Origin of the sequence: Mesorhizobium sp. M0408, from assembly GCF_040321495.1 — a bacterium.
GTDB lineage: Bacteria > Pseudomonadota > Alphaproteobacteria > Rhizobiales > Rhizobiaceae > Mesorhizobium.
Genome location: NZ_JAMYRO010000007.1, coordinates 37,545 through 62,920 on the forward strand (window position 1 = coordinate 37,545; position 25,376 = coordinate 62,920).

Sequence of the window (25,376 nt, forward strand, 5' to 3'; positions counted from 1 at the left end):
TCAGCGCCCCTTTTGTCCTCGATTACGTCGTCATCGTCGCCTTTTACCCCCGCCAGGCGCCGGTGACCGTACCAAGGTGGCTCCCTCTATAGAAACCGAAACGCTGTCAAGCAACAAGCTATATATCGACAAAGCCGCCGCAGTGCTTAACGTTGGTGTCGTGGATACGATCGCATATAGCTTGACTTCAGTGCCGCCGGCCCAGCGTGTTGCCGGCGTCGCGCGGCTTGGCTGCGACTGGAACGGAGGCCGCACGCGTCTTCGGCGTCTGTACCAGGACGGTTCGGCCAAGATCCGCATGCCGGCGGTCTCGGCCGATCCGCTCGAAGCCGTCCTGATCAACACCGCCGGTGGGCTGACCGGTGGCGACCGTCTCGCCTGGGAGGTCGATGTCGGTGCCGGCGCCTCCGCAACCATAACAACGCAGGCCTGCGAGAAAATCTATCGCGCCGCATCCGACCGCGCCGAAGTGCGGGTGCAGCTGACTGTCGGAGAAGACGGCCACATTGCCTGGCTGCCACAGGAAACCATCGTCTTCGACCGCTCGGCCTTTGCCCGCAGCCTTGACGTGGAGCTTGCCACCGGAGCCGAGGCGCTGATCCTGGAGGCTACCGTCTTCGGCCGCCTGGCCATGGGTGAACGGGCTTCGCAAGGCCATTTCCACGACCGCTGGCGCGTCCGCCAGGACGGGGCGCTGGTCCATGCAGAGGAGTTCCGCATCGGGCCGGACATTGCGGCCACCTTGAACCGTCCCGCAGCGGCCGGCGGTGCCGTCGCCGTGGCGACGCTGCTGATGGTGTCGCCACGGGCAGAGGCTTTGCTCGAGCCGGCCCGGGGCATAGTCGGCGGCCAGGGCGGCGTCAGTTTCTGGAGCGTGCGGAAATCTGGCAAGCTTCTTGCGAGGCTGTTCGCTGAGGACGGCTACCAGCTCCGCAAGCGGCTGGTGCCGCTTGTCGAATTGCTCAACGGACGGGCGGGCCTGCCCAAATTATGGTCACTCTGATTTCGATTGTGCCACCGCAGGAAAAAGCATGAATCTGACGCCGAGGGAGAAAGACAAGCTGCTGATCGCCATGGCGGCGATCGTGGCCCGCAAGCGGCTCGAACGCGGCGTCAAGCTCAATCATCCGGAAGCGATCGCGCTGATCACCGATTTCGTCGTCGAGGGTGCCCGCGACGGCCGCGCGGTCGCCGAGCTGATGGAGGCCGGCGCCCATGTCGTCACCCGGGCCCAGGTGATGGAAGGCATTGCAGAAATGATCCACGATGTGCAGGTCGAGGCGACGTTTCCAGACGGCACCAAGCTGGTGACCGTGCACGAGCCGATCAGATAACACCGCCAAGGAGAGGAAAATGCTTGAGCTGCGTCCCAACTGCGAGTGCTGCGACAAGGATCTGCCGCCCGATGCGACGGATGCGGTGATCTGCACCTTCGAATGCACCTTTTGCGCCGACTGCGCACAAAACGTGCTCGGCGGCGCCTGTCCGAATTGCGGCGGCAACTTCTCGGCCCGCCCGATCCGTCCGGCAGCGCTGCTGAAGAAATATCCGGCCTCCACCAAGCGCGTCCTCAAGGCAGAGAGCTGCGCTCCGGCCCGCAAGGCGGCGTGAGAGGTAGTCGAAGATGGAAGCTACGCCGATGATCCCCGCTACGATGAAACGCTCAACGCTGTCGGCGGTCCTGCTGCTGGCGGCAGCAATGCCAGCCTATGCCCATGTCGGCGCCGGCACGGTTTGGTCCTTCACCGCCGGCTTCTCCCACCCGCTCTCCGGCCTCGATCACATGACGGCGATGATTGCCGTCGGGCTATGGGCCGCGCTCAAGGGCGACAAAGCGACCTGGGCATGGCCGCTGGCCTTCGTAAGCGTCATGCTGGCCGGCGGCGTGCTCGGCATGCTGCATGTGCCGATGCCTTTCGTCGAGCCGGCGATACTGGCGTCCGTCGTGGCACTCGGGCTGCTGGTTGCGCTCGCCGTCGATCTTCCTGTCTCGGCCGGCGTCGCCGTCATCGGCCTGTTCGCGCTGTTCCACGGCTATGCCCATGGCGCCGAGGTGCCTGAGAATGTCGGCGGACTCGGCTATATGGCGGGCTTTGCCGTTGCCACGGCATTGCTCCACGCCGTCGGCATCGCGGCCGGTCTCGGCCTCGGCTGGCGCTTCCGCGGGCTTGCCCGCGCCGCTGGCGCCGCTTGTGCCGCGATTGGCGCCGGCCTCGCTTTCGGCGTCGTGTGAGGCCGCGATGATCCCCGGCGAAATCATCACGGCAAGCGGCGAGATCGAACTGAACAAGGGTCTGGCGACGGTCACCTTGAAGGTAGCCAACAGCGGCGACCGGCCGATCCAGGTAGGCAGCCATTATCATTTCTTCGAGACCAATGAGGGACTGAGATTCGATCGCGACAAGGCCCGCGGCATGCGCCTCGACATCGCTGCCGGCACCGCCATGCGCTTCGAGCCCGGCCAAGAGCGCGACGTTACCCTGGTGCCGTTCGGCGGCAAGCGCGAGGTCTACGGATTTCAGCAGAAGATCATGGGCGCGCTGTGAGATCGAAGGCGTCGAGCAGTTTCGGCTCAGCCGGGCGGCTTGGCCGCCGCATAGATGACGACCTTTCCCGGATCGTCGAATTCCACCGCCAGAACGTCCTCGGTTTGCACTCGCCGCGAATCGATGGCGTTGAACAGCAATGCGTTCGCCTCGATCTCCTTGCGCAGCTCGGCGATGTCGTCCCGATGCTGCCTGACCTTGTTTTCGATCGCCGGCGGCGGGCCGCCTTCGGTGCGCGCGGCATCGGTAAGAAACACGATATCGACCTTGTCGAGCTTGGATGTCTTGCGCACGGCGGCGATGTTTTCACGCGTGCGGTCGATCGCCGAACTGACCTTGCCGGCTTCCGCATTTGTCTGGGTCTCTTCCTGGCCGACCTCCGAGCCGACGATCCGGTTGACGGTCTCGGCGCTGTCGAGGCTCTGCGCGTTCAGCGCGGCGTGCGGAATGCTGGCTGCCAGAAACGCGGTCGCGGCAATCCCATGCAGCCATCTGGTGTCGGAGAAGGTGGTGATCGCCATCGCTCGTTCTCAGGGTCCTTTTCGAGGCTCGTGTCAGGGCGACAGGACCGAAACGTAACGTCCCCCGTGAAGGTTCCCTTTGCGATGCGGCGGGCTGGCCGGGCGCCGGCCCGCCGCCTCGCCTCGTCAGCTCGCTTTCTTGGTGATCAGCGTCAGCGCGCCATTGGTGCTCATGCTGGCGGCGATCACCTGCGCCGAGGTGAGCCCCTTGGCTTCGAGCGCGGATTTGACCTGCGGTGTCGCGTCGATCGAGCCGCGCAGTTTCTGCAGGTCGGCATCGCTGCGCTTGGCGATCACCTCGTTGACCTTGGCTTGAGTGTCCGCGGGCAGATCCTTGATATCGACGACGTTGATCGCCTGGATGGTGGGCGCCTGCGGCTGCGCCCCGGGCGCGGCAGGAGCAGGCGCAGCCGGCGCCGGACTGGGCTGCTGCGCAGGCTGTTGCTGGGCGCTGGCGGCGGTTGCGAGCACCAGCGTGGCGGCGGCTGCCAGAAGGGTCGTTTTGCGCATGGATGTTCCTTTCCATCGATTGGCAAATGGTCGTTTTGGGGTGGCCCGGCCACCTCAAACGCTAAATGGGATCGGAAAGTGTCGCTCAGCGGGTCATTGCGTGACCATAGGATGGCGGCAATGTGGGGCCCGGCTTCGACAAGCGGTATTTCCGGGCTGTATTTCGGGAGCAATTGCTGATGGCTAAAATCACCCGCGCCGCCTACGCGCAGATGTACGGCCCGACCGTCGGCGACAAGGTCCGGCTCGCCGACACCGAGCTGTTCATCGAGGTCGAAAGGGATCTCACTCTTCACGGCGAGGAGGTGAAGTTCGGCGGCGGCAAGGTCATCCGCGACGGCATGGGCCAGAGCCAGGTGTCGCGCGCGCAAGGCGCGGTCGACACCGTCATCACCAATGCGTTGGTCGTCGATGCCACCGCCGGTATCGTCAAGGCAGATATCGGCCTCAGGGACGGCCGTATCGCCGCGATCGGCAAGGCCGGCAATCCGGATACCCAAGGCGGCGTCACCATCATCATCGGTCCCGGCACCGAGATCATCGCCGGCGAGGGGAAGATCCTGACCGCCGGCGGCTTCGACGCGCATATCCATTTCATCTGCCCGCAGCAGATCGAGGAAGCGCTGATGTCGGGCATCACCACCATGCTCGGCGGCGGCACCGGCCCGGCGCACGGCACGCTGGCCACCACCTGCACGCCTGGGCCGTGGCATCTGGCGCGCATGATCCAGTCTTTCGACGCCTTCCCTATGAATATCGGCCTGTCGGGCAAGGGCAACGCGTCCCTGCCTGCCGCGCTCGAGGAGATGGTGCTCGCCGGCGCCTGCTCGCTGAAGCTGCACGAGGACTGGGGCACGACGCCGGCTGCAATCGACTGCTGCCTGTCGGTCGCCGACGATTACGACGTGCAGGTGATGATCCACACCGACACGCTGAACGAGTCCGGCTTCGTCGAAAACACGGTCGCGGCGATCAAGGGCCGCACCATCCATGCCTTCCACACCGAAGGCGCCGGCGGCGGCCACGCGCCTGATATCATCAAGGTCTGCGGCCTGCCTAACGTCATTCCGTCCTCGACCAACCCGACCCGCCCCTACACGATCAACACGCTGGCCGAACACCTCGACATGCTGATGGTCTGTCACCATCTGTCGCCGTCGATCCCCGAAGATATCGCCTTTGCCGAAAGCCGCATCCGCAAGGAAACCATCGCCGCAGAAGACATTCTGCACGACATCGGCGCCTTCTCGATCATCTCGTCGGACAGCCAGGCCATGGGCCGTGTCGGCGAAGTGGCGATCCGCTGCTGGCAGACCGCCGACAAGATGAAGCGCCAGCGCGGTTCGCTGCCGCAGGAGACCGGCGACAACGACAATTTCCGCGTCCGCCGCTACATCGCCAAATACACCATCAATCCGGCCATCGCGCATGGCCTGTCGAAGGACATCGGCTCGGTGGCGGTGGGAAAACGCGCCGACCTCGTGCTGTGGAATCCGGCCTTTTTCGGCGTCAAGCCGGACATGGTGCTGATCGGCGGCATGATCGCCGCCGCCCCGATGGGCGATCCCAACGCCTCGATCCCGACGCCGCAGCCGATGCATTACCGGCCGATGTTCGGGGCCTACGGCAAGGCGATGACCAATTCGTCGGTGACCTTCGTTTCGAAGGCCGCGCTCGACGCAGGCCTGCGCGGCAGGCTCGGCGTCGACAAGCAGATGGTCGCGGTCGAAAACACCCGCGGCGGCATCGGCAAGCATTCGATGGTGCTCAATGACGCCACGCCGCATGTCGAGGTCGACCCCGAAACCTATGAGGTCCGCGCCGACGGCGAACTCCTGACCTGCGAGCCGGCTACCGTGCTGCCGATGGCGCAACGCTACTTCCTGTTCTGAACCATAGGCGTTAGAACGACCGATGTAGAACATGCCGCGCCAGGCTTATGGACCCGCAACTCCCCTACGCCCACGACATTTTCCCGCATATCCGCATCGTCCTGGGCATGGTGATCGGCCTCGGCGTCACCCGCCTGCTGTCGGGGGTCGCCCGCATCGTCCAGCATCCCGGCCAATACCGGCTCTATCCCGTGCACCTCGCCTGGGTTGCGTCGGTGCTTTTAATGCTGGTGCATTTCTGGTGGTGGGAGTTCGGCCTGTTCCAGATCGAGAATTGGACCTTCGGCAAATACCTGTTCATCATCTTCTACGCCGTCACGCTGTTCCTGCTCTGCGCACTGCTGTTTCCGGATTCGATGCTGGACTACACCAGCTATGAGGATTTCTTTTATTCGCGCCGGGCCTGGTTCTTCGGCCTGCTGGCGGCGACCTATCTGCTCGACGTGATCGATACGCTGCTGAAAGGGCCGGAGCATTTCGCCCATTTTGGCGTCGAATATCTGATCCGCACGCCGGTTTTCGTCGCGCTTTGCGTCATTGCGATCCTGCTGCGCGACCGCCGCTTTCACATCGCCTTTGTCGCCGGCGCGCTCGTCTATCAGATATCGTTCATCCTGCGGCTCTTCGACACGATCGTCTGAGCCCCATTGGGGCGGCGGACGCGATAGGCTAGGCTTTTTGGGAGAGGCAGTTTTTACATGAAGCTCGATATTCGCACCGACTTCACCAAATTCCCGCGCGCCGTCTCCGTCCTGGCCGCGGGCGAAGCCGGAACCACCACGCCATACGACAGTGCGGTGCTTGCCCATGACGAGCGGCATCTGCGCCGTCGCGCCATCGAAACGGCCCGTAGCGACAAGGTGCTGGTCGACCTGCCCGAACCGGTGACCTTGAACCATAGTGACCGGCTGGTGCTGGAGGATGGCCGCCACATCGAGATCATCGCGGCCGAGGAGGCGCTCTACGACGTCCGGGCCAGCGACCCTGTCCATCTGGCAGAGCTTGCCTGGCACATCGGCAACCGCCATCTCGCAGCCGCCATCGAAGCTGGGCGCATCCTCATTCTGCGCGACCATGTCATCAAGGCGATGCTGGAGGGATTGGGCGCCACCGTTAGCGACGTCTCCGAGCCGTTCAAGCCGGTGCGCGGCGCCTATTCCGGGCATGGCGGCCACGGCCACGCTCATGCCGAGGCGCATGCGCACAGCCACGCCGAAGCGCATTCCCATACCCATAGCGAATCGCATTCCCACAGCCATTCGCATGACCATGACCATGACTGACCAGCCTTCCAACGTTGCCCAGCCTTCCAATATTGCTTTGTTGCGGCTGATGGCGTGGCTGTCGCCTTCCTTCCCGGTCGGCGGCTTTTCCTACAGCCATGGTCTCGAGCAAGCCGTGCATGCCGGGCTGGTTGCCGACAGCAAAGAGCTCGCCGCGTGGCTGGAAACGCTGGTCGAGATGGGTTCGGGCTGGAATGATGCGGTGCTGTTTGCCGAAAGCTGGCGCAGGGGGCGCGAAACCGGCGATCTCGATGAAATCGTCGCCCTTGCCGAAGCTCTGGCAGGCTCGCGCGAGCGCCATGCCGAGACCATGCTGCAGGGCGCTGCTTTCCTGAAGGCGGCCTTCGCCTGGCCGTGCCAGGTGCTGGATCGCCTGCCGGCCGAATGTGCCTATTGCGTTGCCGTCGGCGCCGTTGCCGGCGATCACGGCATTGCGCTGCGGGACGCCCTGGCGGCCTTTCTGCAGGCCTTCTTCTCCAATCTCGTCCAGGCCGCGATCCGGCTCGGCATCGTTGGCCAGAGTGCCGCGATGACGCTACTGGCCGCCTTCGAACCGCTTGCCCTGGCCACGGCCGACCGCGCTGCCGGCTCGACCCTCGATGATCTCGGCGGCTGCGCTTTCATCTCCGACGTCACGGCGATGAAGCACGAAGCCCAGTATTCGCGGCTGTTCCGCTCATGATCGTCCTCGCTTTCGCGCTCTCGCTGGTCCTGCTGTTGATCACAGCACTGCATGTCTATTGGGGCATTGGCGGCATCTGGCCGGGCAGGGACGCCGCCTCCTGCGCTCGCGCGGTCATCGGCTTTCGCGGCGTCGACGAGATGCCGGCACCCTTCGCCAGCTTCGCCGTTGCCGCCTGCCTCGGCCTGGCGACGCTGTGGCCGATGGCGCTCGAAGGCGTGTTCGCCACGCCCTTTCCCAAGGCCGGGCTGGCCGCCACGGCGCTGCTCATCGCGCTGGTCTTCCTGGCGCGCGGCATTGCCGGCTTCACGCCGTGGTGGCGCCGGCTGGCGCCCGAACAGCCTTTCGCGCGGCTTGATGTCAGCTACTATTCGCCGCTCTGTCTGTTGATCGGGCTCGGCTTCGCCATTCTTGCCATCACGGAGTTCCCTAGATGACACAAGCCAACGGTCCTCTTCGCATCGGCATCGGCGGCCCGGTCGGCTCCGGCAAGACGACGCTCACCGAAAAGCTCTGCAAGGCGCTGCGTGACGAGTTCTCGATCGCCGTCGTCACCAACGACATCTACACCAAGGAAGATGCCATGATGCTGGCCCGGCTTCAGGCGCTGCCCGAGGATCGCATCATCGGCGTCGAGACCGGCGGCTGCCCGCACACCGCCATTCGCGAGGACGCCTCGATCAATCTGCAGGCGATCGCCGAGATGACCAAAAAATTCCCGGATCTCGACATCGTCTTCATCGAATCGGGCGGCGACAACCTCGCCGCCACCTTCTCGCCGGACCTTGCCGACCTGACGCTCTATGTCATCTCGGTTTGCCAGGGCGAGGAGATTCCGCGCAAGGGCGGACCGGCGATCACCCGGTCCGATTTCCTGGTCATCAACAAGAGCGACCTTGCGCCCTATGTGAACGTCAATCTCGACATCATGGAACGCGACGCTGCCCGCATGCGCGGCAAACGGCCGTTTGGCTTCACCGACCTGTCGCGCGGCAAGGGCCTGCAGGAGGTGATCGATTTCATCGTCGAGCATGGCGGGCTTCGGGTCGGCGCGGCCACCAGCACGGCGGCATAACGGCGCTCGCCTGTACCAAACGAAACCGGTTGCGCGTGTTCCAGCCGCGCGGCATCCTTGCTTCTTTCACGGAGGTTACGATGAGCATCACGCGCCTGCAGAAGGAAGTGCTGACCAACCTGCCGTTCTATGAGGAGCGCGTCGATCTGGCTTGCGCCTTCCGCTGGACGGCGCGGCTTAACATGCATGAGGCGGTGGCCAATCATTTTTCGCTGGCGGTCAACGACGATGGCTCGCAATTCCTGATGAACCCTAACCAGGTGCATTTCTCGCGTATCAAGGCGAGCGATCTGCTTCTGATCGACGCCAATGATCCCGACACGCTGGTCGGCCCGAATGCGCCCGACCCGACGGCGTGGGGCCTGCATGGTGCCATCCATCGCAACGTGCGTCATGCACGCTGCGTCATGCATGTCCACTCGATCCACGCCACCGTGCTTGCCTCGCTCGCTGACTCGACGTTGCCGCCGATCGACCAGAACTCGGCGATCTTCTTCAACCGCCATGTCGTCGACGCTCATTATGGCGGGCTGGCCTTCGAGGAAGAGGGCGAGCGCTGCTCGCAGCTTCTTGTCGACCCGAAGGTCAAGGTGATGGTGATGGGCAACCATGGCGTGCTGGTCATCGGCGACAGCGTCGCCGACACCTTCAACCGCATGTTCTATTTCGAGCGCGCCGCCGAAACCTATATCAAGGCGCTGTGGACCGGCCGGCCGCTGCGGGTACTGTCGGATGAGATCGCGGAGAAAGCGGCAAGGGAACAGGAAGACTATCCCGGCCAGGCCGAGCGCCACCTTTCCGAACTGAAGGCGATCCTCGACGAGCAGGAGCCTGCCTACCGGAGTTGAGCGCGGTCCCGCCGGGCCTGGCTTAAAGCCCGAGTTCGGCCCGCAATTCGCCGGCGCTGTTGATGACAATCGCCCCCGGCGGCCCCTCCATGGGCACCTCTGGCCAGAAAATCGTCTTCATTCCAGCTGCCAGCCCCGCCGTGGCGCCGGTCACGCTGTCGTCGACCGCCACGGCCTCGGCGGGATCGACGTCGGCCAACCAGGCGGCGCGCAGGAAAGGTTCGGCATGCGGCTTGCCTTCACGCACGTCGTTGCGGCTGACCGTCTTCATGCCGGGATATACGAGGCCTACGGCGCGCAGATTGGCATCGACGATCAGCCTGTCGGAGTTGGACACCACCGCTTGCGGCACGCCAAGCGCGAGCAGCTCATTGAAAATCTCGATCGCGCCGGTGCGTGGCGTCAGCGTTTCGGCCATCGGCAGATAGTGATCGTATTTGCGCACGATCCAGTCGTCGAAAGGCAGGTCGAGGCCGAACTCGTCGCGCAGCATTTCGTAGACCGGCCATGCGGCGATGCCGAGCACGCGCTCATGCAGGTCGGCCGGCGGCGCGATGCCGACGCTGTGCAGCGCCGCAATCAGCGCCGCCTCGTGCAGCGGCTCGCTGTCGACCAGCGTGCCGTCCATATCCCAGAAAACCGCTTTCGGCGTCATGCAAGGCTCCATTCTCAAAAAATTCCTTAAAGCGTTTAGCGCGCGAGATAAACCGCCGCGTCCCCGCTAATGCATGTCGCGCAAAGTGTGCAGCGGTTTTGCGATGACGACATGCATAAAAAGGAATCTAAAACGCGTCGCATGGGGCCGATCGAACGCAACGCGCTTTAGAACCGGGATTGGTGCGACCTCGACAGCCTTGCTGTTGCAACGAGACTGGGTCGACCTGTCACTTCGCTCCAAACACCACGTTTCATCACTAAGCAATTGCTCTTACAATAGGCAATTGCGCGCAAGTTCATTCCCTGCGAAACTACTGCGCTCCGCCTCTTATGCTCGGCGGGGTTGGGAGGCAGGAACTTGAATTCGCGGCAGGACAGCGGCGGCAACAGGCTGGACGACGCGGCGCGTGCCGGCTGGCTCTATTATGTCGCAGGCAACACCCAGGACCAGATCGCCGCCACGCTTGGCATCTCGCGGCAGACGGCGCAGCGGCTGGTGTCGCTCGCAGTCTCCGAAGGGCTGATCAAGGTGCGCGTCGACCATCCGATCGCCAATTGCCTCGACCTTGCGGCACGGCTGAAATCGCGCTTTGCGCTCGATCTGGTCGAGGTGGTGCCGAGCGACCCTTCTTCTTCCTCCACCGTCATCGGCGTCGCCGAAGCGGCGGCGGCCGAGATCGAACGGCGGCTGCGGTCGCCGGTGCCGATCGTCATGGCGATCGGCACCGGCCGCACGCTGAAGGCCGCGATCGAGCAACTGCCGCCGATGGAATGCCCGCAGCACAAAGTGGTGTCGCTGACCGGCAACATCTCGCCGGACGGCTCGGCGGCCTTCTACAACGTCATCTTCACCATGGCCGACAGGGTCAAGGCGCGTTCGTTTCCGATGCCTTTGCCGGTCATCGCTTCCTCGCCCGAGGAGCGCGAGATGCTGCTCAGCCAGCCGATGATCCAGCCGACGCTGGCGCTTGCGGCCGAGGCCGACGTCACCTTTGTCGGCATCGGCGATCTCGGCCCGAAGGCGCCGCTTTACGAGGACGGCTTCATTTCGGAGGGTGAATTAAAGGCGCTGCAGAAGGCCGGCGGCGTTGCCGAGATCGTCGGCTGGGTATTCGATCGTGACGGGCGCATGATCGAGGGCATCACCAATGATCGGGTGTCGTCGGCGCCGCTGCCGTCGCGCGAAAAGTCGCTGGTGATCGCGCTTGCCATGGGCGACCGCAAGCTGCCGGGCATCTTCGCCGCCGTCAACCGGCGGCTGGTCAACGGCCTCATCACCGATGAGCGGACCGCCGCCGCCTTGCTGGCGGGCGCATGATCTCCGAGCCGCTGGCGGTCGGAAACGATCATGTGAAGTCGAAACGCATCTGAATCCCCGATAAAACGAGCGTCACTACTGGTGCCGGCCGCAAGGATCGTTGCCGTCGAGAAAGCCCATGTCGCGCTGCAGATGCGGCGGCAGCTCCCGGACGTCGAGATAGGCCCGTTTCCGCGCCGCGTGCCTTGCCAATCCCCGCGCCAATTGTGAAAACCAGCCATGGGCTGGAGCAAGAAGCAGCTTTTCCTGTATTGTGGTCATGATCGTCAGCCTTCGCTATCTCTAGGCGTAATTGATCTTCAATACGAAATATCGGTAGGACCGGCCGGTGCCGCCAATCAAACGTCGATCACTGCCCATAAGGAGGGCTTATGCCGGAGCTCAATTCACGACAGCTGGTTTCGCAGCTTCCTCCGCTTCAGGCGATCCGGGTGTTCGAGGCGGTGGCGCGGCATCTCTCGTTCACCAAGGCCGCCCAGGAGCTTGGCATGACGCAGGCGGCGGCAAGCTATCAGATCAAGCTTCTGGAGGAGCGCATCGGCGCGCCCCTGTTCTTGCGCCAGCCAAAACAGATCGTGCTGACCGAACCCGGCCAGCGCCTGGCGCCCGCGGTCAGCGAGGCGTTCGCGCTGTTGAGCGGCGCCTATGCCGCCGCGCGCACCGGCGCCGACGGCGTGCTTTGCGTTTCGACGCTGCTGACATTTGCCTCCAATTGGCTGGCGCAGCATCTCGGTTCGTTCCAGGTCGCGCATCCGTCGCTGGCGGTGCGCGTCGATACTTCGAACAGGGTTGTCGACTTTGCCAGAGAGGATATCGACATCGCCATCCGCTCCGGCGGCGGCAACTGGCCGGGCGTCGAGACCCATATGCTTTTCAGGGCCGATTTCACGCCGGTCCTTAGTCCAAAGCTCGCGGCAAGCATCGGCGGCGTCAAGGAGCCGGCCGACCTGCTGCGGCTGCCGATCCTCGACCCGGGTGACATCTGGTGGCGGGACTGGTTTGCCGCCGCCGGCCTGCCGGTCGAGGAGCTGTCCAAGCGTCCCGGCACCAGCATGGGCGCGCAGGCCTACGAGGCCAATGCCGCGATTGCCGGCCACGGCGTGGCGATCGTTACCAAGGCGCTGTTCAAGACCGAACTTGCCGACGGCCGCCTGATCCAGCCCTTTGATCTGGTCGGTGACGACGGCCACGCCTATTGGCTGGTCTATCCGACGGCACGACGCAACGTGCCGAAGATCCGCGCCTTCCGCGATTGGATCCTGAGCGAGATCGCTTGCCAGTAGGCTGAATCCCAGCAAGCCCGAGCAAAGCGCCGGGCCCAATCAGCCCGGCCGAATCCTTCGTCAGACATGCCGCAAACGTCCCAGGCTTGCCGCTGCACGAGACCCGGCGTGCTGCGCTGCAGCAACGAATCCGTCTTGACATAATTCATCGCAAGTGAGTAATTGCTCACAGCCAAGGCAAATGCTCATCTTGGTTTATGGGAGGAATTTTGATGAAACTTCGCACGTTCACCCTAGGCCTGTTCTCGGCCAGCGCCCTCGCTTTCGCCGCGCATGCCGAATCCATCACCATCGCCACGGTCAACAATGGCGACATGGTCCGCATGCAGAAGCTGACCGACGACTTCACCGCCAAAAATCCCGACATTCAGCTGCAGTGGGTCACGCTCGAGGAAAACGTCCTGCGCGAGCGCGTCACCACCGACATCGCCACCAAGGGTGGCCAGTACGACGTGATGACTATCGGCACCTATGAAGTGCCGATCTGGGCCAAGCAGAACTGGCTTTTGCCGCTCGACAAACTCGGCGACGATTACGACGTCAAGGACATCATCCCGGCCATAGCCGGCGGCCTGTCGGTCGACGGCAAGCTCTACGCAGCCCCGTTCTACGGCGAAAGCTCCTTCGTCATGTACCGCAAGGACCTGATGGAAAAGGCCGGGCTCAAGATGCCCGATGCACCGACCTGGGACTTCATCAAGCAGGCCGCCGACAAGATGACCGACCGCGCCAACGGCGTGAACGGCGTCTGCCTGCGCGGCAAGGCCGGCTGGGGCGAGAACATGGCCTTCCTGACCGCCATGTCGAACTCGTTCGGCGCGCGCTGGTTCGACGAGAACTGGAAGCCGCAATTCGACCAGCCCGAATGGAAGAACACGCTGCAGTTCTATGTCGACCTGATGAAGGCCGACGGCCCCGAGGGCGCGTCGTCCAACGGCTTCAACGAAAACCTGGCGCTGTTCCAGCAGGGCAAATGCGGCATGTGGATCGACGCTACCGTCGCTGCCTCCTTCGTTTCCGACCCGAAGAACTCCACCGTCGCCGACAAGGTCGGCTATGCGCTGGCGCCGGACAATGGCCTCGGCAAGCGCGGCAATTGGCTGTGGGCATGGTCGCTAGCCATCCCCGCCGGCACGCAGAAGGCCGACGCCGCTCAAAAGTTCGTATCCTGGGCAACCAGCAAGCACTATGCCGAGCTCGTCGCCTCGAAGGAAGGCTGGGCCAACGTTCCGCCGGGAACGCGCTCGTCGCTCTATGCCAATCCCGAATACCAGAAGGCAGCACCTTTCGCCAAGATGACGCTGGACTCGATCAACTCCGCCGATCCGACGCACCCGACCGTCAAGCCGGTGCCTTATGTCGGCGTCCAGTTCGTCGCCATTCCTGAGTTCCAGGGTCTCGGCACCACCGTCGGCCAGCTCTTCTCGGCGGCACTTGCCGGCCAGTCGAGCGTCGACGATGCCTTGAAGCAGGCGCAGGACGCCGCCACCGCGACGATGACCGAGGGCGGTTACATCAAGTAAGCTCCTCCGGGTGCCGGTTGCCAATGGCGACCGGCAACGGCCGCCCGAATCCCAGTTCGGGCGGCCAGCTTTCACACCGCTGAAAAACTTGGCCGACCTCGAAGGGTGACCGTCATGGCTACTCAGCAGACCCGTTCGCTTGCCCGTTTCATGATGGCGCCATCCGTGGTGCTGCTGCTGGTCTGGATGATTGTGCCGCTGGCATTCACGCTGTGGTTTTCCTTCCAGCAATACAACCCGCTCAATCCGATGCGCGACGGCTTCGTCGGGTTTTCGAACTACGCGCTGTTCTATTCCAACCCGGCATTCCTGCAGTCGATCCTCAACACGCTCACCATCGTCGTCAGCGTGCTTTTGATCACGGTGATCGGCGGTATTCTGCTCGCCCTTCTGCTCGATCAGCCGATGTGGGGACAGGGCATCGTCCGCATCCTTGTCATCTCGCCGTTCTTCGTCATGCCACCGGTGGCAGCACTGGTCTGGAAGAACATGATCATGCATCCGCAGTACGGGGTTTTCGCCGATATTGCGCGCTTCTTCGGCGGGCAGCCGATCGATTGGTTCGGGCAGCACCCGCTCCTGGCGATCATCATCATCGTTGCCTGGCAATGGCTGCCGTTTGCTACGCTGATCCTGTTGACCGCGCTTCAGTCGCTCGACGTCGAGCAGAAGGAAGCCGCCGAAATGGACGGCGCCGGCTTCATCAGCCGCTTCATCTATTTGACGCTGCCTCATATGTCGCGCGCCATAACCGTCGTCATCCTGATCCAGACGATCTTCCTGCTGTCGGTCTATGCCGAGATCCTCGTCACCACCAATGGCGGCCCGGGTTACGCCTCCACCAACCTGCCCTTCCTCGTCTATCAGAAGGCATTGCTGGAGTTCAAAATCGGCCAGGCGTCCGCCGGCGGTATCATTGCCGTCATTCTCGCCAACATCGTTGCCTTCTTCGCCATGCGCGCTGTCGGCAAGAACCTGGATAAATAAGGGAGGATAAGATGGCACGTGCGCTGAACCACCCCCACTCCGTCCCGCTGCGCGGGACACCTCTCCCCCTGCCCGGGAGAGAGGAAAACGCCTGCATCGAAGCCGCGCCCTTCCTCTACCCCGTCGATCGGGGGAGAGGTGGTTTGCGCAGCAAACCGGAGTGGGGGTCGACCCTGCCGCCAACATCGCCGATAGGGAGGACCTGACCATGGCACGTGCAGTCACCACCCAGCACAAGACGATTGCTACCGCGGCCGCCTGGATCGTCGCGCTGCTGATCTTCTTCCCGATCCTCTATACGATCATCACCTCGTTCAAATCGGAGCAGGAGGCTATCCAGGGCTTCAACCTGTTCCCGTCGGGAACCACGGAGAGCTATTCCGAGGTCCAGGCGCAGAACGGCTATTTCAAATTCTTCCTGAACTCGGTGTTCCTGTCGGTCGGCTCGACCATCCTGGCTCTGCTCGTCGCCATACCGGCGGCATGGTCGATGGCGTTTTCGCCGGGCAAACGCACCAAGGACATCCTGATGTGGATGCTTTCCACCAAGATGATGCCGGCCGTCGCCGTGCTGTTTCCGATCTATCTGATCTTCCGCGATACCGGTCTGCTCGACAGCCGCATCGGCCTGATGGTCATGCTGATGCTGATCAACCTGCCGATCGTGGTCTGGATGCTTTACACCTATTTTCGCGAGATCCCGGGCGAGATCCTGGAAGCGGCGCGCATGGACGGCGCATCGCTCTGGAACGAGATCATCTACGTGCTGACGCCGATGGCGGTCCCCGGCATCGCCTCGACCATGCTGCTCAACATCATTCTCGCCTGGAACGAGGCGTTCTGGACGATCCGGCTGACCACCACCGAGGCCGCGCCGCTCACCGCTTTCATCAGCTCCTTCTCCAGCCCGCAGGGGCTGTTCTGGGCCAAGCTTTCGGCCGCCTCGACGCTGGCGATCGCGCCGATACTGATCATGGGCTGGTTCAGCCAGAAGCAGCTGGTCCGAGGCCTGACATTCGGCGCGGTAAAGTAGCGGGCATCGCCTGACGCAAAACGAAAAGATAGCCCTTCGGGGGAGGAAACCATGGGAAACATCACGCTCAAGAACGTCTCCAAATCCTTCGGGGCGACGTCCATCATCCCCGGCCTCGATCTGGTCATCGAGGACGGAGAGTTCGTCGTCTTCGTCGGCCCGTCGGGCTGCGGCAAATCCACCCTGTTGCGTCTGATCGCCGGTCTCGAGGATACCAGCGGCGGCACCATCATCATCGATGGTCGCGACGTCACCGGCGAGGCGCCGGCCAAGCGCAAGCTGGCTATGGTGTTCCAGTCCTATGCGCTCTACCCGCACATGACGGTGGCCAAGAACATCGCCTTCCCGCTGAAGATGGCGGGCGAAGACCAGGCGACCATCGACAAGAAGGTGAAGGACGCCGCGCGGATCCTGAACCTCACCAACTACCTCGACCGCCGCCCCGGCCAGCTCTCCGGCGGCCAGCGGCAACGCGTCGCCATCGGCCGCGCCATCGTGCGCCAGCCGTCGGCCTTCCTGTTCGACGAGCCTTTGTCCAATCTCGACGCGGCGCTGCGCGGCACCATGCGGCTGGAGATCAGCGAGCTGCATCACCAGCTCAAGACCACCATGGTCTACGTCACCCACGACCAGATCGAGGCGATGACCATGGCCGACAAGATCGTCGTGCTCAATGCCGGCAATATCGAGCAGGTCGGCTCGCCGATGGAGCTCTATAAGACACCGAAGAACCTGTTCGTCGCCGGCTTCATAGGTTCGCCGAAGATGAACCTGATCGAAGGCGCGCCGGCCGCCAAATATGGCGCCAAGACAGTCGGCATCCGCCCGGAGCATATGAACATTTCGAAGACGTCAGGCGACTGGAAGGCGACGGTCGGGGTTGCCGAGCATCTCGGCTCCGACACGTTTTTGCACGTCCAGGCGGATGGTGTCGGGCAGCTGACGGTGCGTGCCGACGGCGAGTTGGCCGCCCATCACGGCGACACGATCTACCTGACGCCGGAAAAGGCCAAGCTGCATCGTTTCGGCGCCGACGGGAAGGCGATGCTGCAATGAGGCTCCGGGGCAAATCGGCGCTGATTACCGGATCGGCGCGCGGCATCGGCAGGGCGTTTGCCGAAGCCTACATGCGCGAAGGGGCGACGGTCGCGATTGGCGACATCAATCTCGAAGCCGCCGAGAAGACGGCTTCGGAAATCGGCCGCAACGCCTACGCGGTAAAGCTCGACGTCACCGATCTCGCGTCTATCGATGAGGCCGTCAAGGCGGTCGAAGCCAGGGCCGGCGGCCTGGATATCTTGATCAACAACGCTGCTTTGTTCGACCTGGCGCCGATCGTCGAGATCACCAAGACAAGCTACGACAAATTGTTTTCGGTCAACGTCGCCGGCACGCTGTTTACGTTGCAGGCCGCCGCCCGTTCGATGATTGCCCGGGGCAAGGGCGGCAAGATCATCAACATGGCGAGCCAGGCCGGGCGCCGCGGCGAGGCGCTGGTCACCGTCTACTGCGCCACCAAGGCGGCGGTCATCTCGCTCACCCAGTCGGCAGGGCTCGACCTGATCAAACACCGCATCAACGTCAATGCCATCGCCCCGGGTGTCGTCGACGGCGAGCATTGGGACCATGTCGATGCCTTGTTCGCCAAGTTCGAGAACCGGCCGAGGGGCGAGAAGAAGAGGCTGGTCGGCGAAGCCGTGCCTTATGGCCGCATGGGCACGGCGCAAGACCTCACCGGCATGGCGGTGTTCCTGGCCAGCGATGAGGCCGAGTACATCGTCGCCCAGACCTATAATGTCGATGGCGGCCAGTGGATGAGTTGAGGGGGCGAAGGCGCTCTTCCCCCCGTCTCCTCCACGGGGGGAAGAGCCGTCCCGCTAAAGGGTAAAAGCAGATGACCGTGAAACTCTCTTCTTCCATCCTCGCCAAGCTGCCGCCCAAGGTCGCCGGCCCGAAATATGATCGCGCCGCGCTCAAGGCCGGCATCGTGCATTTCGGCGTCGGCAATTTCCATCGCTCGCACCAGGCCGTCTATCTCGACGACCTGTTCAATTCGGGTGTCGGCCACGACTGGGCCATTGTTGGCGCCGGCGTCTTCGAGGGCGAGAAGGTCGGCCGCGGCAAGTTGCAGGAGCAGGACTGGCTGACCACCGTGGTCGAGCAGGACAGCGGCCATATGAGCGCGCGCGTCACCGGCGTCATGATCGACTTCCTGGTGCCGGGCGATGCGGCCGCAATCGTCGAGCGGCTTGCCGATCCGGCGATCAAGATCGTCTCCCTGACCATTACCGAGGGCGGCTATTTCATCGATCCGGCATCCGGCGTCTTCAATCCGACACATCCCGACATCGTTGCCGACGCTGAGCCGGGGGCGACGCCGAAGACCGTCTTCGGCCTCGTCCTCGCCGGGCTGCTGCGCCGCCGCGCCGACGGTATCGTGCCCTTCACAATCATGTCCTGCGACAACATCCCCCATAACGGCCACGTCACCTCAGATGGCGTCATCGGCCTTGCGCGGCTGATCGACGAAGGTTTGGCAAACTGGGTGAGCGAGAACGTTGCCTTTCCCAATGGCATGGTCGACCGCATCACGCCGGCCACCACCGACCGCGAGCGCGGCATTCTCTCCAGCGAGTTCGGCCTCGACGACAATTGGCCGGTGTTTTGCGAACCGTTCAAGCAATGGGTGCTGGAGGACCGTTTCACCGACGGCCGCCCGCCGCTGGAAAAGGTCGGCGTGCAGTTCGTCAGCGAAGTCGCGCCCTATGAGCTGATGAAGATCCGCATCCTCAATGGCGGCCATGCGACCATCGCCTATCCGGCCGGGCTGATGGACATCCATTTCGTCCATGAGGCGATGCAGGAGCCGCTGGTACGCGGCTTCCTCGACAAGCTCGAGTATGACGAAATCATCCCGACCGTGCCGCCGGTTCCGGACACCGACCTCGAAGATTACTACCAGCTCATCGAGCACCGCTTCTCCAATCCGAAGATCGGCGACACCATACGCCGGCTTTGCCTCGACGGCTCCAACCGCCAGCCGAAATTCATCATCCCGACCATCGCCGACCGGCTGAAGGCTGGCAAAAGTGTCACCGGCCTTGCGCTGGAATCGGCGCTCTGGTGTCGCTACTGCTTCGGCACGACGGATTCCGGTGCCGTCACCGAGCCCAACGACCCGAACTGGGGCCGGTTGCAGGCGACGGCCAAGGCGGCCAGGGACATGCCTGCCGCCTGGCTTGCCATGGAGGACATCTATGGCGATGTCGGCCGCTCGCCGCCGTTCGCTGAAGCCTTCGGCCAAGCGCTGAGACTGCTGTGGGCGGACGGCGCGCGCGCGACACTGACGCGCTATCTCGCCGGCGACCTCTGAAGCCGATCCAGCGCGATGACGCCTGAACTGGTCATTTTCGACTGTGACGGCGTGCTGGTGGACAGTGAGATGCTGTCCGTCTCGGCATTGCTGGAGATGATCGCGCTTGCCGGCGGCAACGTCAGCGAGGACATTGCCTACGAGCACTTCCTCGGCAAGAGCATGAAGAGCGTCCGCGAAATCCTCGCAAGCGACTTCGGGCTCGATCTCACCGACCAGCATCTGACCGAGATGCGCTCCGAACTGATGCGCAGATTCCGCGAGGAGCTGAAACCGATGCCAGGTATCGCACAGGTCCTGCCGAGGCTCGGCGTACCGTGCTGCGTCGCCTCCTCCGGCACCCTGGAACGCATCCGCTATGCGCTCGCCGTCACCGGGTTGCTTGGGCTGCTGGAGCCGCATTTGTTCAGCGCCGCCATGGTGGCGCGGGGCAAACCGGCGCCCGATCTCTTTCTCCACGCAGCAGATAAAATGAGAGCGGCCCCGCGAAACTGCCTCGTCGTCGAGGACAGCCCGGCCGGCATCGAAGCGGCGCGGGCGGCCGGCATGCGCGTCCTTGCCTTCACCGGCGGCTCGCACACCGGCAACCCGGCATTGAAAGCGCGGCTTGCGTCGAGTGAGCCGGACTTTATATTCGCTGACATGCTGCAATTGCCCGATCTGATTGCAGGCTTGGGAGCGAGAGCAAGAACACCTTGACCAACAGTTTCGTTTGCGCGGTCGATGTCGGCACCGGAAGCGCTCGTGCCGGCATTCTCGACACCAGTGGCGCCTTGCTCGGCCGCGCCGAGCACCCGATCGCAATGCAGCAGCCGAAGGCCGACCATGCCGAGCACGATTCGCAGGATATATGGTCGGCGGTGTGCATGGCCGTCCGCGCTGCCCGCGAAAAGGCGGGCGTGCGGGCCGAGGATATCGTCGGCATCTCCTTTGATGCCACCTGCTCGCTGGTGGTGCGAGACCGGCATGGCGGCCAGCTCAGCGTGTCCGTCACTGGTGAAAGGCGCTGGGACACCATTGTCTGGCTCGACCATCGCGCAATTGCCGAGGCCGACGAATGCACTGAAAGCGGCCACGCTGTGCTCGACTATATCGGCGGCGTCATGTCGCCGGAAATGGAGACGCCGAAGCTGATGTGGCTGAAGCGCAACCTGCCCGGAACATGGAACGAAGCCGGCTATCTATTCGACCTCACCGACTTCCTCACCTGGAAGGCAAGCGGCTCGCTCTCCCGTTCACAATGCACGCTGACCGCCAAATGGACCTATCTAGCCCATGAAGCGACCGGCTGGCGGCGCGACTTCTTCGAAGCCGTCGGGCTCGGCGATATCTTTGAGCACGGCAACCTGCCGGAAAAGGCAAGCCCGGTCGGTGCCGATATCGGCCCGCTCGGCGCGCAAGCCGCGACGGAGCTTGGCCTCACCGAAAAATGCCGGGTCGGCGCCGGCGTCATCGATGCCTATGCCGGCGCGCTTGGCGTGCTCGGCGGTTTCGCCGGTGACGCGACGAACATCGGCCGCCATCTGGCCCTGATTGCCGGTACGTCGAGTTGCGTCATGGCGATGTCGCCCGATCCGCAGCCTTTCGCCGGTGTCTGGGGCCCATATTATGGCGCAGCCCTTCCCGGCCTGTGGCTGTCGGAAGGTGGCCAGTCGGCCACCGGCGCGCTGCTCGACCACATCATCCGCTGGCATGGCGCCGGCGGCGAGCCGGATGCCGCCATGCATGCCAGGATTGCCCACCGCGTCGCCGAGCTGCGCGCCGCCGAGGGCGACAACCTCGCCGCAAGGCTGCACGTACTGCCCGATTTTCACGGCAACCGCTCGCCGCTCGCCGACCCGCATGCCGTCGGCGTCATCAGCGGGCTGACGCTGGATGCCTCCTTCGACAGTCTGTGCAAGCTCTACTGGCGCACCGCCGTCAGCATCGCGCTTGGCGTCCGTCACGTGCTGGAAGCGCTGAACGAGAACGGCTATCTGATCGACACACTGCACGTCACCGGCGGCCACACCAAGAACCCGCTGTTGATGGAGCTCTATGCCGATGCCACCGGCTGCACGGTGGTCGAGCCGCTGGCGGACGAGGCGGTGCTGCTCGGCACCGGCATGATTGCCGCCACCGCGGCCAGGCTTTTTCCCGATTTGAACGCTGCCTGCGTCGCCATGCAACAGGGCGGCAGGACGCGAGAGCCAAATCCGGCTGCCGCCGGCCGGTTCGATCGCGACTACCGCGTGTTTCTCGAAATGCACAGGCAAAGGCAGGCGCTGGACGCGATCCGATAAATCGGGATCGGTTGCTATCTCTGGTTCCAGCGCCGGATGACCGGCTCGTCAAGGTCGTGCTCATAACCGAGCCCGCTTATGCTGGCGGTATCCAGCACGAAAAACGTGCCGGCTTGCGGCGGCAGGCCGAGCCAGCGTGCGGCCAGCACCCTAAGGAAATGCGAGCTTGAGAAGACCAGGACATTGCTGTCGACCTCGCGCAACTGGCTGACGATCCGGTCCGCCCTCGAGCCGACATCCGTGGCGGACTCGCCGCTCGGGCAGCCGTCGCGAAAGAGACGCCAGCCGGGGCGCTCGGCGAGGATTTGCTTGGTGGTCAATCCCTCATAGGCACCATAATCCCACTCCGCCAGATCGTCCTTCTTCACGCCTGACGAGCCGAAGCCGGCCAGCGCACAGGTGTTGAAGGCGCGCTGCGACGGGCTCGACCACACCGCCGAGACGGAGAGGCCCTCGAGCCGCTCAGCGATTCGCCTTGCCGCTTCCTCGCCGGTCGGCGTCAGCGGTATGTCGGTTCGGCCGGTATGTTTTCCGGACGCACTCCATTCCGTCTCGCCATGCCGAACCAGATAGATTTCGGGAAACGCGCTCATCAGGCTGCCTTTCAAATGGATCTGCCGCGACCATAGCGGCTTCCATAGCCTCTCCAATAGCCTGCATTGAACCGACTGGCTTAACCCTTCCGCAAGTCAGCCTCTTGCCACCGGTGCCCATTTGATAGACAAACCCGTCGTAATGCGGAATCCGGCCGGTCTTGGCCATTTTCCGCGCTGAGACGCGGCTTCCGGCTCTTGCCGACGTGCCGCAATCGGATAGGCGGAAAACTAGAATGTCTGCGATCGAAGCCGACGCTCGCGCGCCGGAAAACCTTTGGCGTCGGGAAATCAGGGCGATGCTGGCGCTCGCCTGGCCGATGGTGCTGACCAATCTCGGCCAGACCGCGATGACCGCTACCGACGTCATGATGATGGGGCGGCTGGGGCCGGACACGCTGGCCAGCGGTGCGCTTGGTGCCAACCTCTACTTCATGCCGCTCATCTTCGGGCTCGGCCTGATGCTGGCGACCTCGCCGATGATGGCGACCGAGCTCGGCCGTCGCCGGCACTCGGTGCGCGACCTGCGCCGCACCGTGCGCCAGGGTCTGTGGCTGGCGATCCTCATTTGCATTCCGATATGGGCCCTTCTCTGGCACGGCGAGAGCGTGTTGCTGGCCATGGGTCAGGAACCGGCGCTGGCGCACCAGGCGGGCATCTATCTGCGCTGGCTCGAATGGGCGGTGCTGCCCTTTTTCGGCTACATCGTCCTGCGCTCGTTCATTTCGGCGCTGGAGCGGCCGGGCTGGGCGCTGATCATCGTCTTCGTTGCCGTCGCCTGCAATGCCTTCTTCAACTGGCTGTTCATGTTCGGTAATCTCGGCATCCAATCGATGGGCATCGCCGGCTCCGGCCTCGCCACCACTCTGTCCAGCACGTTGATGTTCGCCGGCATGGCGGCGGTGGTGATGCTTGAGAAGGAATTCCGGCGCTATCGTCTGTTCGGACGCTTCTGGCGCGCCGATTGGCCGCGCTTCAAGGGCCTGCTGCGGCTCGGCCTGCCGATCGCCGGCCTGCTGGCGTTCGAGGTGACGATCTTCAACGCGGCGGCCTTTCTCATGGGCCTGATCGATGCCGCTTCGCTTGCCGCCCATGCGATCGCCATCCAGATTGCCTCGATCACCTTCATGGTGCCGCTCGGCCTCAACCAGGCGGTGACTGTGCGCGTCGGACTTGCCCACGGCGCCGGCAATCCGGAAGGTGTCAGCCGGGCTGGCTGGACCGCCTATGTCGTCGGTGTCTCCTTCATGGCGCTGATGGGGCTGGTGATGATCCTGTGGCCGCATCTCTTGATCGGCGCCTTCATCGATCTGGGCAATCCGGCTAATGCCGAGGTGGTGGCGCTTGCCGTGTCGTTCCTCGCCTTTGCCGCGCTGTTCCAGGTTTTTGACGGTGCGCAGGCGGTCGCCAGCGGCATGCTGCGCGGCCTGCACGACACCAAGGTGCCGATGATCTATGCCGCGATCGGATATTGGGGCATCGGGCTGCCGCTCGGCGTGCTGCTGGCCTTCCGTTTCGGCTTCAACGGCGTCGGCATCTGGATCGGCCTGTCGTCGGGACTGGCGGTGGTTGCGGCGCTCTTGCTAGGGCGCTGGCTGCGGCGTGACAGGATCGCGCCGCCGCTGGTATTCGGGCGTTGAATTGCTGGTCGCCCGCTCAGCGGGCCGCCGCCCGCTGCTCGAGCAAACGTGCGTATTGCGTCAGCGGAAAGCACATGACGAAGAAGATCAGCGCTACCAGCCCATAGACTTTGAACGGTTCGAAGGTCGCATTGTTGATCGCGTTGGATGTCCTCACCAGCTCCTCGAAACCGATGATCGACGTCAGCGCGGTCGACTTGATCAGCTGCACCAGAAAGCCGACGGTCGGTGCGCGGGTGATCGAAAACGCCTGAGGCAAGATGATCAGCCGGAGTTCCTGCAGATAGTGCAGGCCGAGGCTGGCGCCGGCGTCCCACTGGCCGCGCGGCAGTGCATCGACGCCGCCGCGCCAGATCTCGGCGAGATAGGCGCTGGCAAAGAAGGTCAGGCCAAGCACCGCCGCGGTCCACGGCTCGATGCGCAGGCCCAGCATCGGCAAGCCGAAGAACATCAGGAAGAGCTGCATCAGCAGCGGCGTGCCCTGGAAAAGCGCGATGTAGCCGGAGGCAAACCGGCGCGCCCATTTATTCTTGGCGATCCGGAAGAACAACACGATCATGCCGACCACGGCCCCGCCGACAAAGGCGGCCAGCGACAAGAGCACCGTCCAGCGCGCCGCCAGCAGCAGGTTGCGCAGAATGTCCCAGAAGGTGAATTCGATCATGACACGCCGGCTCCGAGAAGCCGGCGCCCGCCGCCGACCAGCAGCCGGCGCAGCCCAATCGACAGGATGAGATAGACCATCGTCACGATGAAATAGGTCTCGAAAGCCCGGAACGTGCGCGCCTGCAGCATGTCGGCTTCATAGGTCAGCTCGCGAACGGCGATCTGCGATACCACGGCGGATTCCAGCATCATGATGACGATCTGGCTGGTCAGCGCCGGATAGATCACCTTGAGCGCCTGCGGCAGCACGATCTTGATGAAGACCTGGCGCGGCCTGAGCCCAAGCGCCAGTGCCGCTTCCGTCTGCCCGGGCGGCACCGCGTCGAGCCCGGCGCCAACGATCTCGATCGTATAGGCAGCCATGTTGAGCGTCATCGCCAGCATGGCTGCCAGCACCGGATCGAGCCTGACGCCGATGCTGGGCAGCCCGAAGAAGATGAAGAATAGCTGCACCAGGAACGGCGTGTTGCGGATCACCTCGACATAGACGCCGATCGCCCGCTTGAGCAGGAGCGGACCGTTCCGCCGCCCTGCGGCGCCGAGGATGCTGAGCAACGTTCCCGCCAGCGTGGTCACAGCGATCAACAGGATCGTCGTGGCCGCGCCGCGCGCGATCGCCCCTGTCGCCCCGGCAAGCCAGCCGAAGTCGAGGCTATAGGTCACC

General features: G+C 63.7%; 30 protein-coding genes. 23 read left to right on the forward strand and 7 right to left on the reverse strand.

Annotated elements, in window-relative coordinates; genetic code table 11:
• Positions 1 to 160 precede the first annotated feature (160 nt).
• From NKI67_RS10260 to NKI67_RS10280, 5 genes are read left to right on the forward strand one after another with little or no spacing between them, the layout of a single operon-like run.
• Positions 161 to 1,003: an urease accessory protein UreD gene (locus NKI67_RS10260; RefSeq protein WP_023677012.1), complete on the forward strand. Its 843-nt coding sequence runs from the start codon at positions 161 to 163 to the stop codon at positions 1,001 to 1,003.
• Positions 1,004 to 1,031: 28 nt separating this feature from the next.
• Positions 1,032 to 1,334 (forward strand): urease subunit gamma, encoded by a 303-nt coding sequence (locus tag NKI67_RS10265; protein ID WP_023677011.1) that lies wholly within the window; start codon positions 1,032 to 1,034, stop codon positions 1,332 to 1,334.
• Between the two features lie 19 nt (positions 1,335 to 1,353).
• A complete protein-coding gene (locus NKI67_RS10270) occupies positions 1,354 to 1,611 on the forward strand; it encodes a DUF1272 domain-containing protein (RefSeq protein WP_023677010.1) in 258 nt (85 codons plus the stop codon).
• 28 nt (positions 1,612 to 1,639) lie between these two features.
• Positions 1,640 to 2,233, forward strand: a complete 594-nt coding sequence (locus NKI67_RS10275) for a HupE/UreJ family protein (protein ID WP_023677009.1) — start codon at positions 1,640 to 1,642, stop codon at positions 2,231 to 2,233.
• Between the two features lie 7 nt (positions 2,234 to 2,240).
• The gene (locus NKI67_RS10280) at positions 2,241 to 2,546 is read left to right on the forward strand and encodes an urease subunit beta (RefSeq protein ID WP_023677008.1); all 306 of its coding nucleotides are present in this window, start codon (positions 2,241 to 2,243) and stop codon (positions 2,544 to 2,546) included.
• A 26-nt stretch (positions 2,547 to 2,572) separates the two neighbouring features.
• Here NKI67_RS10280 and NKI67_RS10285 read toward each other — a convergent pair whose 3' ends face one another.
• Complete coding sequence (locus NKI67_RS10285) at positions 2,573 to 3,067, reverse strand: hypothetical protein (RefSeq protein WP_023677007.1); 495 nt, start codon at positions 3,065 to 3,067, stop codon at positions 2,573 to 2,575.
• Positions 3,068 to 3,193: 126 nt separating this feature from the next.
• Entirely contained in the window at positions 3,194 to 3,577 is a 384-nt protein-coding gene (locus NKI67_RS10290) for a hypothetical protein (RefSeq protein WP_023677006.1), read from the reverse strand.
• A gap of 179 nt (positions 3,578 to 3,756) precedes the next feature.
• Between NKI67_RS10290 and ureC the strand changes: the two genes are divergently transcribed.
• The 7 genes from ureC to NKI67_RS10325 all read left to right on the forward strand — a co-directional run bounded on the left by ureC (position 3,757) and on the right by NKI67_RS10325 (position 9,357).
• A complete protein-coding gene (gene ureC, locus NKI67_RS10295; protein ID WP_031211834.1) occupies positions 3,757 to 5,469 on the forward strand; it encodes an urease subunit alpha in 1,713 nt (570 codons plus the stop codon).
• Positions 5,470 to 5,516: 47 nt separating this feature from the next.
• A complete protein-coding gene (locus NKI67_RS10300; RefSeq protein ID WP_023677004.1) occupies positions 5,517 to 6,110 on the forward strand; it encodes a hypothetical protein in 594 nt (197 codons plus the stop codon).
• A 57-nt stretch (positions 6,111 to 6,167) separates the two neighbouring features.
• On the forward strand, positions 6,168 to 6,752 hold the full coding sequence (locus tag NKI67_RS10305) for an urease accessory protein UreE (protein ID WP_023677003.1): 585 nt from the start codon (positions 6,168 to 6,170) through the stop codon (positions 6,750 to 6,752).
• Positions 6,733 to 7,434 (forward strand): urease accessory protein UreF, encoded by a 702-nt coding sequence (locus tag NKI67_RS10310; protein ID WP_031211833.1) that lies wholly within the window; start codon positions 6,733 to 6,735, stop codon positions 7,432 to 7,434. Before NKI67_RS10305 ends, NKI67_RS10310 begins: the two co-directional genes overlap by 20 nt.
• Complete coding sequence (locus NKI67_RS10315; protein ID WP_023677001.1) at positions 7,431 to 7,871, forward strand: DUF3995 domain-containing protein; 441 nt, start codon at positions 7,431 to 7,433, stop codon at positions 7,869 to 7,871. Before NKI67_RS10310 ends, NKI67_RS10315 begins: the two co-directional genes overlap by 4 nt.
• Entirely contained in the window at positions 7,868 to 8,509 is a 642-nt protein-coding gene (ureG, locus tag NKI67_RS10320; RefSeq protein WP_023677000.1) for an urease accessory protein UreG, read from the forward strand. Before NKI67_RS10315 ends, ureG begins: the two co-directional genes overlap by 4 nt.
• Positions 8,510 to 8,589: 80 nt before the next feature.
• Complete coding sequence (locus NKI67_RS10325) at positions 8,590 to 9,357, forward strand: class II aldolase and adducin N-terminal domain-containing protein (RefSeq protein ID WP_023676999.1); 768 nt, start codon at positions 8,590 to 8,592, stop codon at positions 9,355 to 9,357.
• A gap of 22 nt (positions 9,358 to 9,379) precedes the next feature.
• On the opposite strand, the gene NKI67_RS10330 is transcribed toward NKI67_RS10325, so the two are convergent.
• Positions 9,380 to 10,012: an HAD family hydrolase gene (locus NKI67_RS10330; protein WP_023676998.1), complete on the reverse strand. Its 633-nt coding sequence runs from the start codon at positions 10,010 to 10,012 to the stop codon at positions 9,380 to 9,382.
• Positions 10,013 to 10,372: 360 nt separating this feature from the next.
• On the opposite strand from NKI67_RS10330, the gene NKI67_RS10335 reads away from it, so the two are divergent.
• On the forward strand, positions 10,373 to 11,332 hold the full coding sequence (locus NKI67_RS10335) for a sugar-binding transcriptional regulator (protein ID WP_023676997.1): 960 nt from the start codon (positions 10,373 to 10,375) through the stop codon (positions 11,330 to 11,332).
• Between the two features lie 75 nt (positions 11,333 to 11,407).
• Here the strand turns inward: NKI67_RS10335 and NKI67_RS10340 are convergent, their stop codons facing one another.
• Entirely contained in the window at positions 11,408 to 11,593 is a 186-nt protein-coding gene (locus tag NKI67_RS10340) for a hypothetical protein (RefSeq protein WP_023676996.1), read from the reverse strand.
• Positions 11,594 to 11,703: 110 nt separating this feature from the next.
• On the opposite strand from NKI67_RS10340, the gene gcvA reads away from it, so the two are divergent.
• The 9 genes from gcvA to NKI67_RS10385 all read left to right on the forward strand — a co-directional run bounded on the left by gcvA (position 11,704) and on the right by NKI67_RS10385 (position 21,813).
• Positions 11,704 to 12,615 carry a transcriptional regulator GcvA gene (gene gcvA, locus NKI67_RS10345; RefSeq protein ID WP_023676995.1) on the forward strand — a complete coding sequence of 304 codons (912 nt, stop codon included), beginning with the start codon at positions 11,704 to 11,706 and terminating at the stop codon, positions 12,613 to 12,615.
• A 212-nt stretch (positions 12,616 to 12,827) separates the two neighbouring features.
• Positions 12,828 to 14,138, forward strand: a complete 1,311-nt coding sequence (locus NKI67_RS10350; RefSeq protein ID WP_023676994.1) for an ABC transporter substrate-binding protein — start codon at positions 12,828 to 12,830, stop codon at positions 14,136 to 14,138.
• A 114-nt stretch (positions 14,139 to 14,252) separates the two neighbouring features.
• Positions 14,253 to 15,125, forward strand: a complete 873-nt coding sequence (locus NKI67_RS10355) for a carbohydrate ABC transporter permease (protein ID WP_023676993.1) — start codon at positions 14,253 to 14,255, stop codon at positions 15,123 to 15,125.
• A 208-nt stretch (positions 15,126 to 15,333) separates the two neighbouring features.
• Positions 15,334 to 16,158, forward strand: coding sequence for a carbohydrate ABC transporter permease (locus NKI67_RS10360; RefSeq protein WP_023676992.1), 825 nt, complete (start codon positions 15,334 to 15,336; stop codon positions 16,156 to 16,158).
• A 51-nt stretch (positions 16,159 to 16,209) separates the two neighbouring features.
• Positions 16,210 to 17,214: an ABC transporter ATP-binding protein gene (locus NKI67_RS10365; protein WP_023676991.1), complete on the forward strand. Its 1,005-nt coding sequence runs from the start codon at positions 16,210 to 16,212 to the stop codon at positions 17,212 to 17,214.
• Positions 17,211 to 17,981 carry an L-iditol 2-dehydrogenase gene (locus NKI67_RS10370; protein WP_023676990.1) on the forward strand — a complete coding sequence of 257 codons (771 nt, stop codon included), beginning with the start codon at positions 17,211 to 17,213 and terminating at the stop codon, positions 17,979 to 17,981. The genes NKI67_RS10365 and NKI67_RS10370 overlap by 4 nt, the downstream gene beginning before the upstream one ends.
• Positions 17,982 to 18,052: 71 nt before the next feature.
• Complete coding sequence (locus NKI67_RS10375) at positions 18,053 to 19,531, forward strand: mannitol dehydrogenase family protein (RefSeq protein WP_023676989.1); 1,479 nt, start codon at positions 18,053 to 18,055, stop codon at positions 19,529 to 19,531.
• A gap of 15 nt (positions 19,532 to 19,546) precedes the next feature.
• Positions 19,547 to 20,230, forward strand: a complete 684-nt coding sequence (locus NKI67_RS10380; RefSeq protein WP_352588650.1) for an HAD family hydrolase — start codon at positions 19,547 to 19,549, stop codon at positions 20,228 to 20,230.
• Positions 20,227 to 21,813 carry an FGGY-family carbohydrate kinase gene (locus NKI67_RS10385; protein WP_023676987.1) on the forward strand — a complete coding sequence of 529 codons (1,587 nt, stop codon included), beginning with the start codon at positions 20,227 to 20,229 and terminating at the stop codon, positions 21,811 to 21,813. Before NKI67_RS10380 ends, NKI67_RS10385 begins: the two co-directional genes overlap by 4 nt.
• Before the next feature lie 14 nt (positions 21,814 to 21,827).
• On the opposite strand, the gene NKI67_RS10390 is transcribed toward NKI67_RS10385, so the two are convergent.
• Positions 21,828 to 22,409, reverse strand: a complete 582-nt coding sequence (locus NKI67_RS10390; RefSeq protein ID WP_023676986.1) for a histidine phosphatase family protein — start codon at positions 22,407 to 22,409, stop codon at positions 21,828 to 21,830.
• Between the two features lie 233 nt (positions 22,410 to 22,642).
• Between NKI67_RS10390 and NKI67_RS10395 the strand changes: the two genes are divergently transcribed.
• Positions 22,643 to 24,046: an MATE family efflux transporter gene (locus NKI67_RS10395; protein ID WP_023676985.1), complete on the forward strand. Its 1,404-nt coding sequence runs from the start codon at positions 22,643 to 22,645 to the stop codon at positions 24,044 to 24,046.
• 16 nt (positions 24,047 to 24,062) lie between these two features.
• On the opposite strand, the gene NKI67_RS10400 is transcribed toward NKI67_RS10395, so the two are convergent.
• Together NKI67_RS10400 and NKI67_RS10405 are read right to left on the reverse strand one after the other, a co-directional pair.
• A complete protein-coding gene (locus NKI67_RS10400; protein ID WP_023676984.1) occupies positions 24,063 to 24,710 on the reverse strand; it encodes an amino acid ABC transporter permease in 648 nt (215 codons plus the stop codon).
• Entirely contained in the window at positions 24,707 to 25,375 is a 669-nt protein-coding gene (locus NKI67_RS10405) for an amino acid ABC transporter permease (RefSeq protein WP_023676983.1), read from the reverse strand. The genes NKI67_RS10400 and NKI67_RS10405 overlap by 4 nt, the downstream gene beginning before the upstream one ends.
• Between the last annotated feature and the right edge of the window lies 1 nt (position 25,376).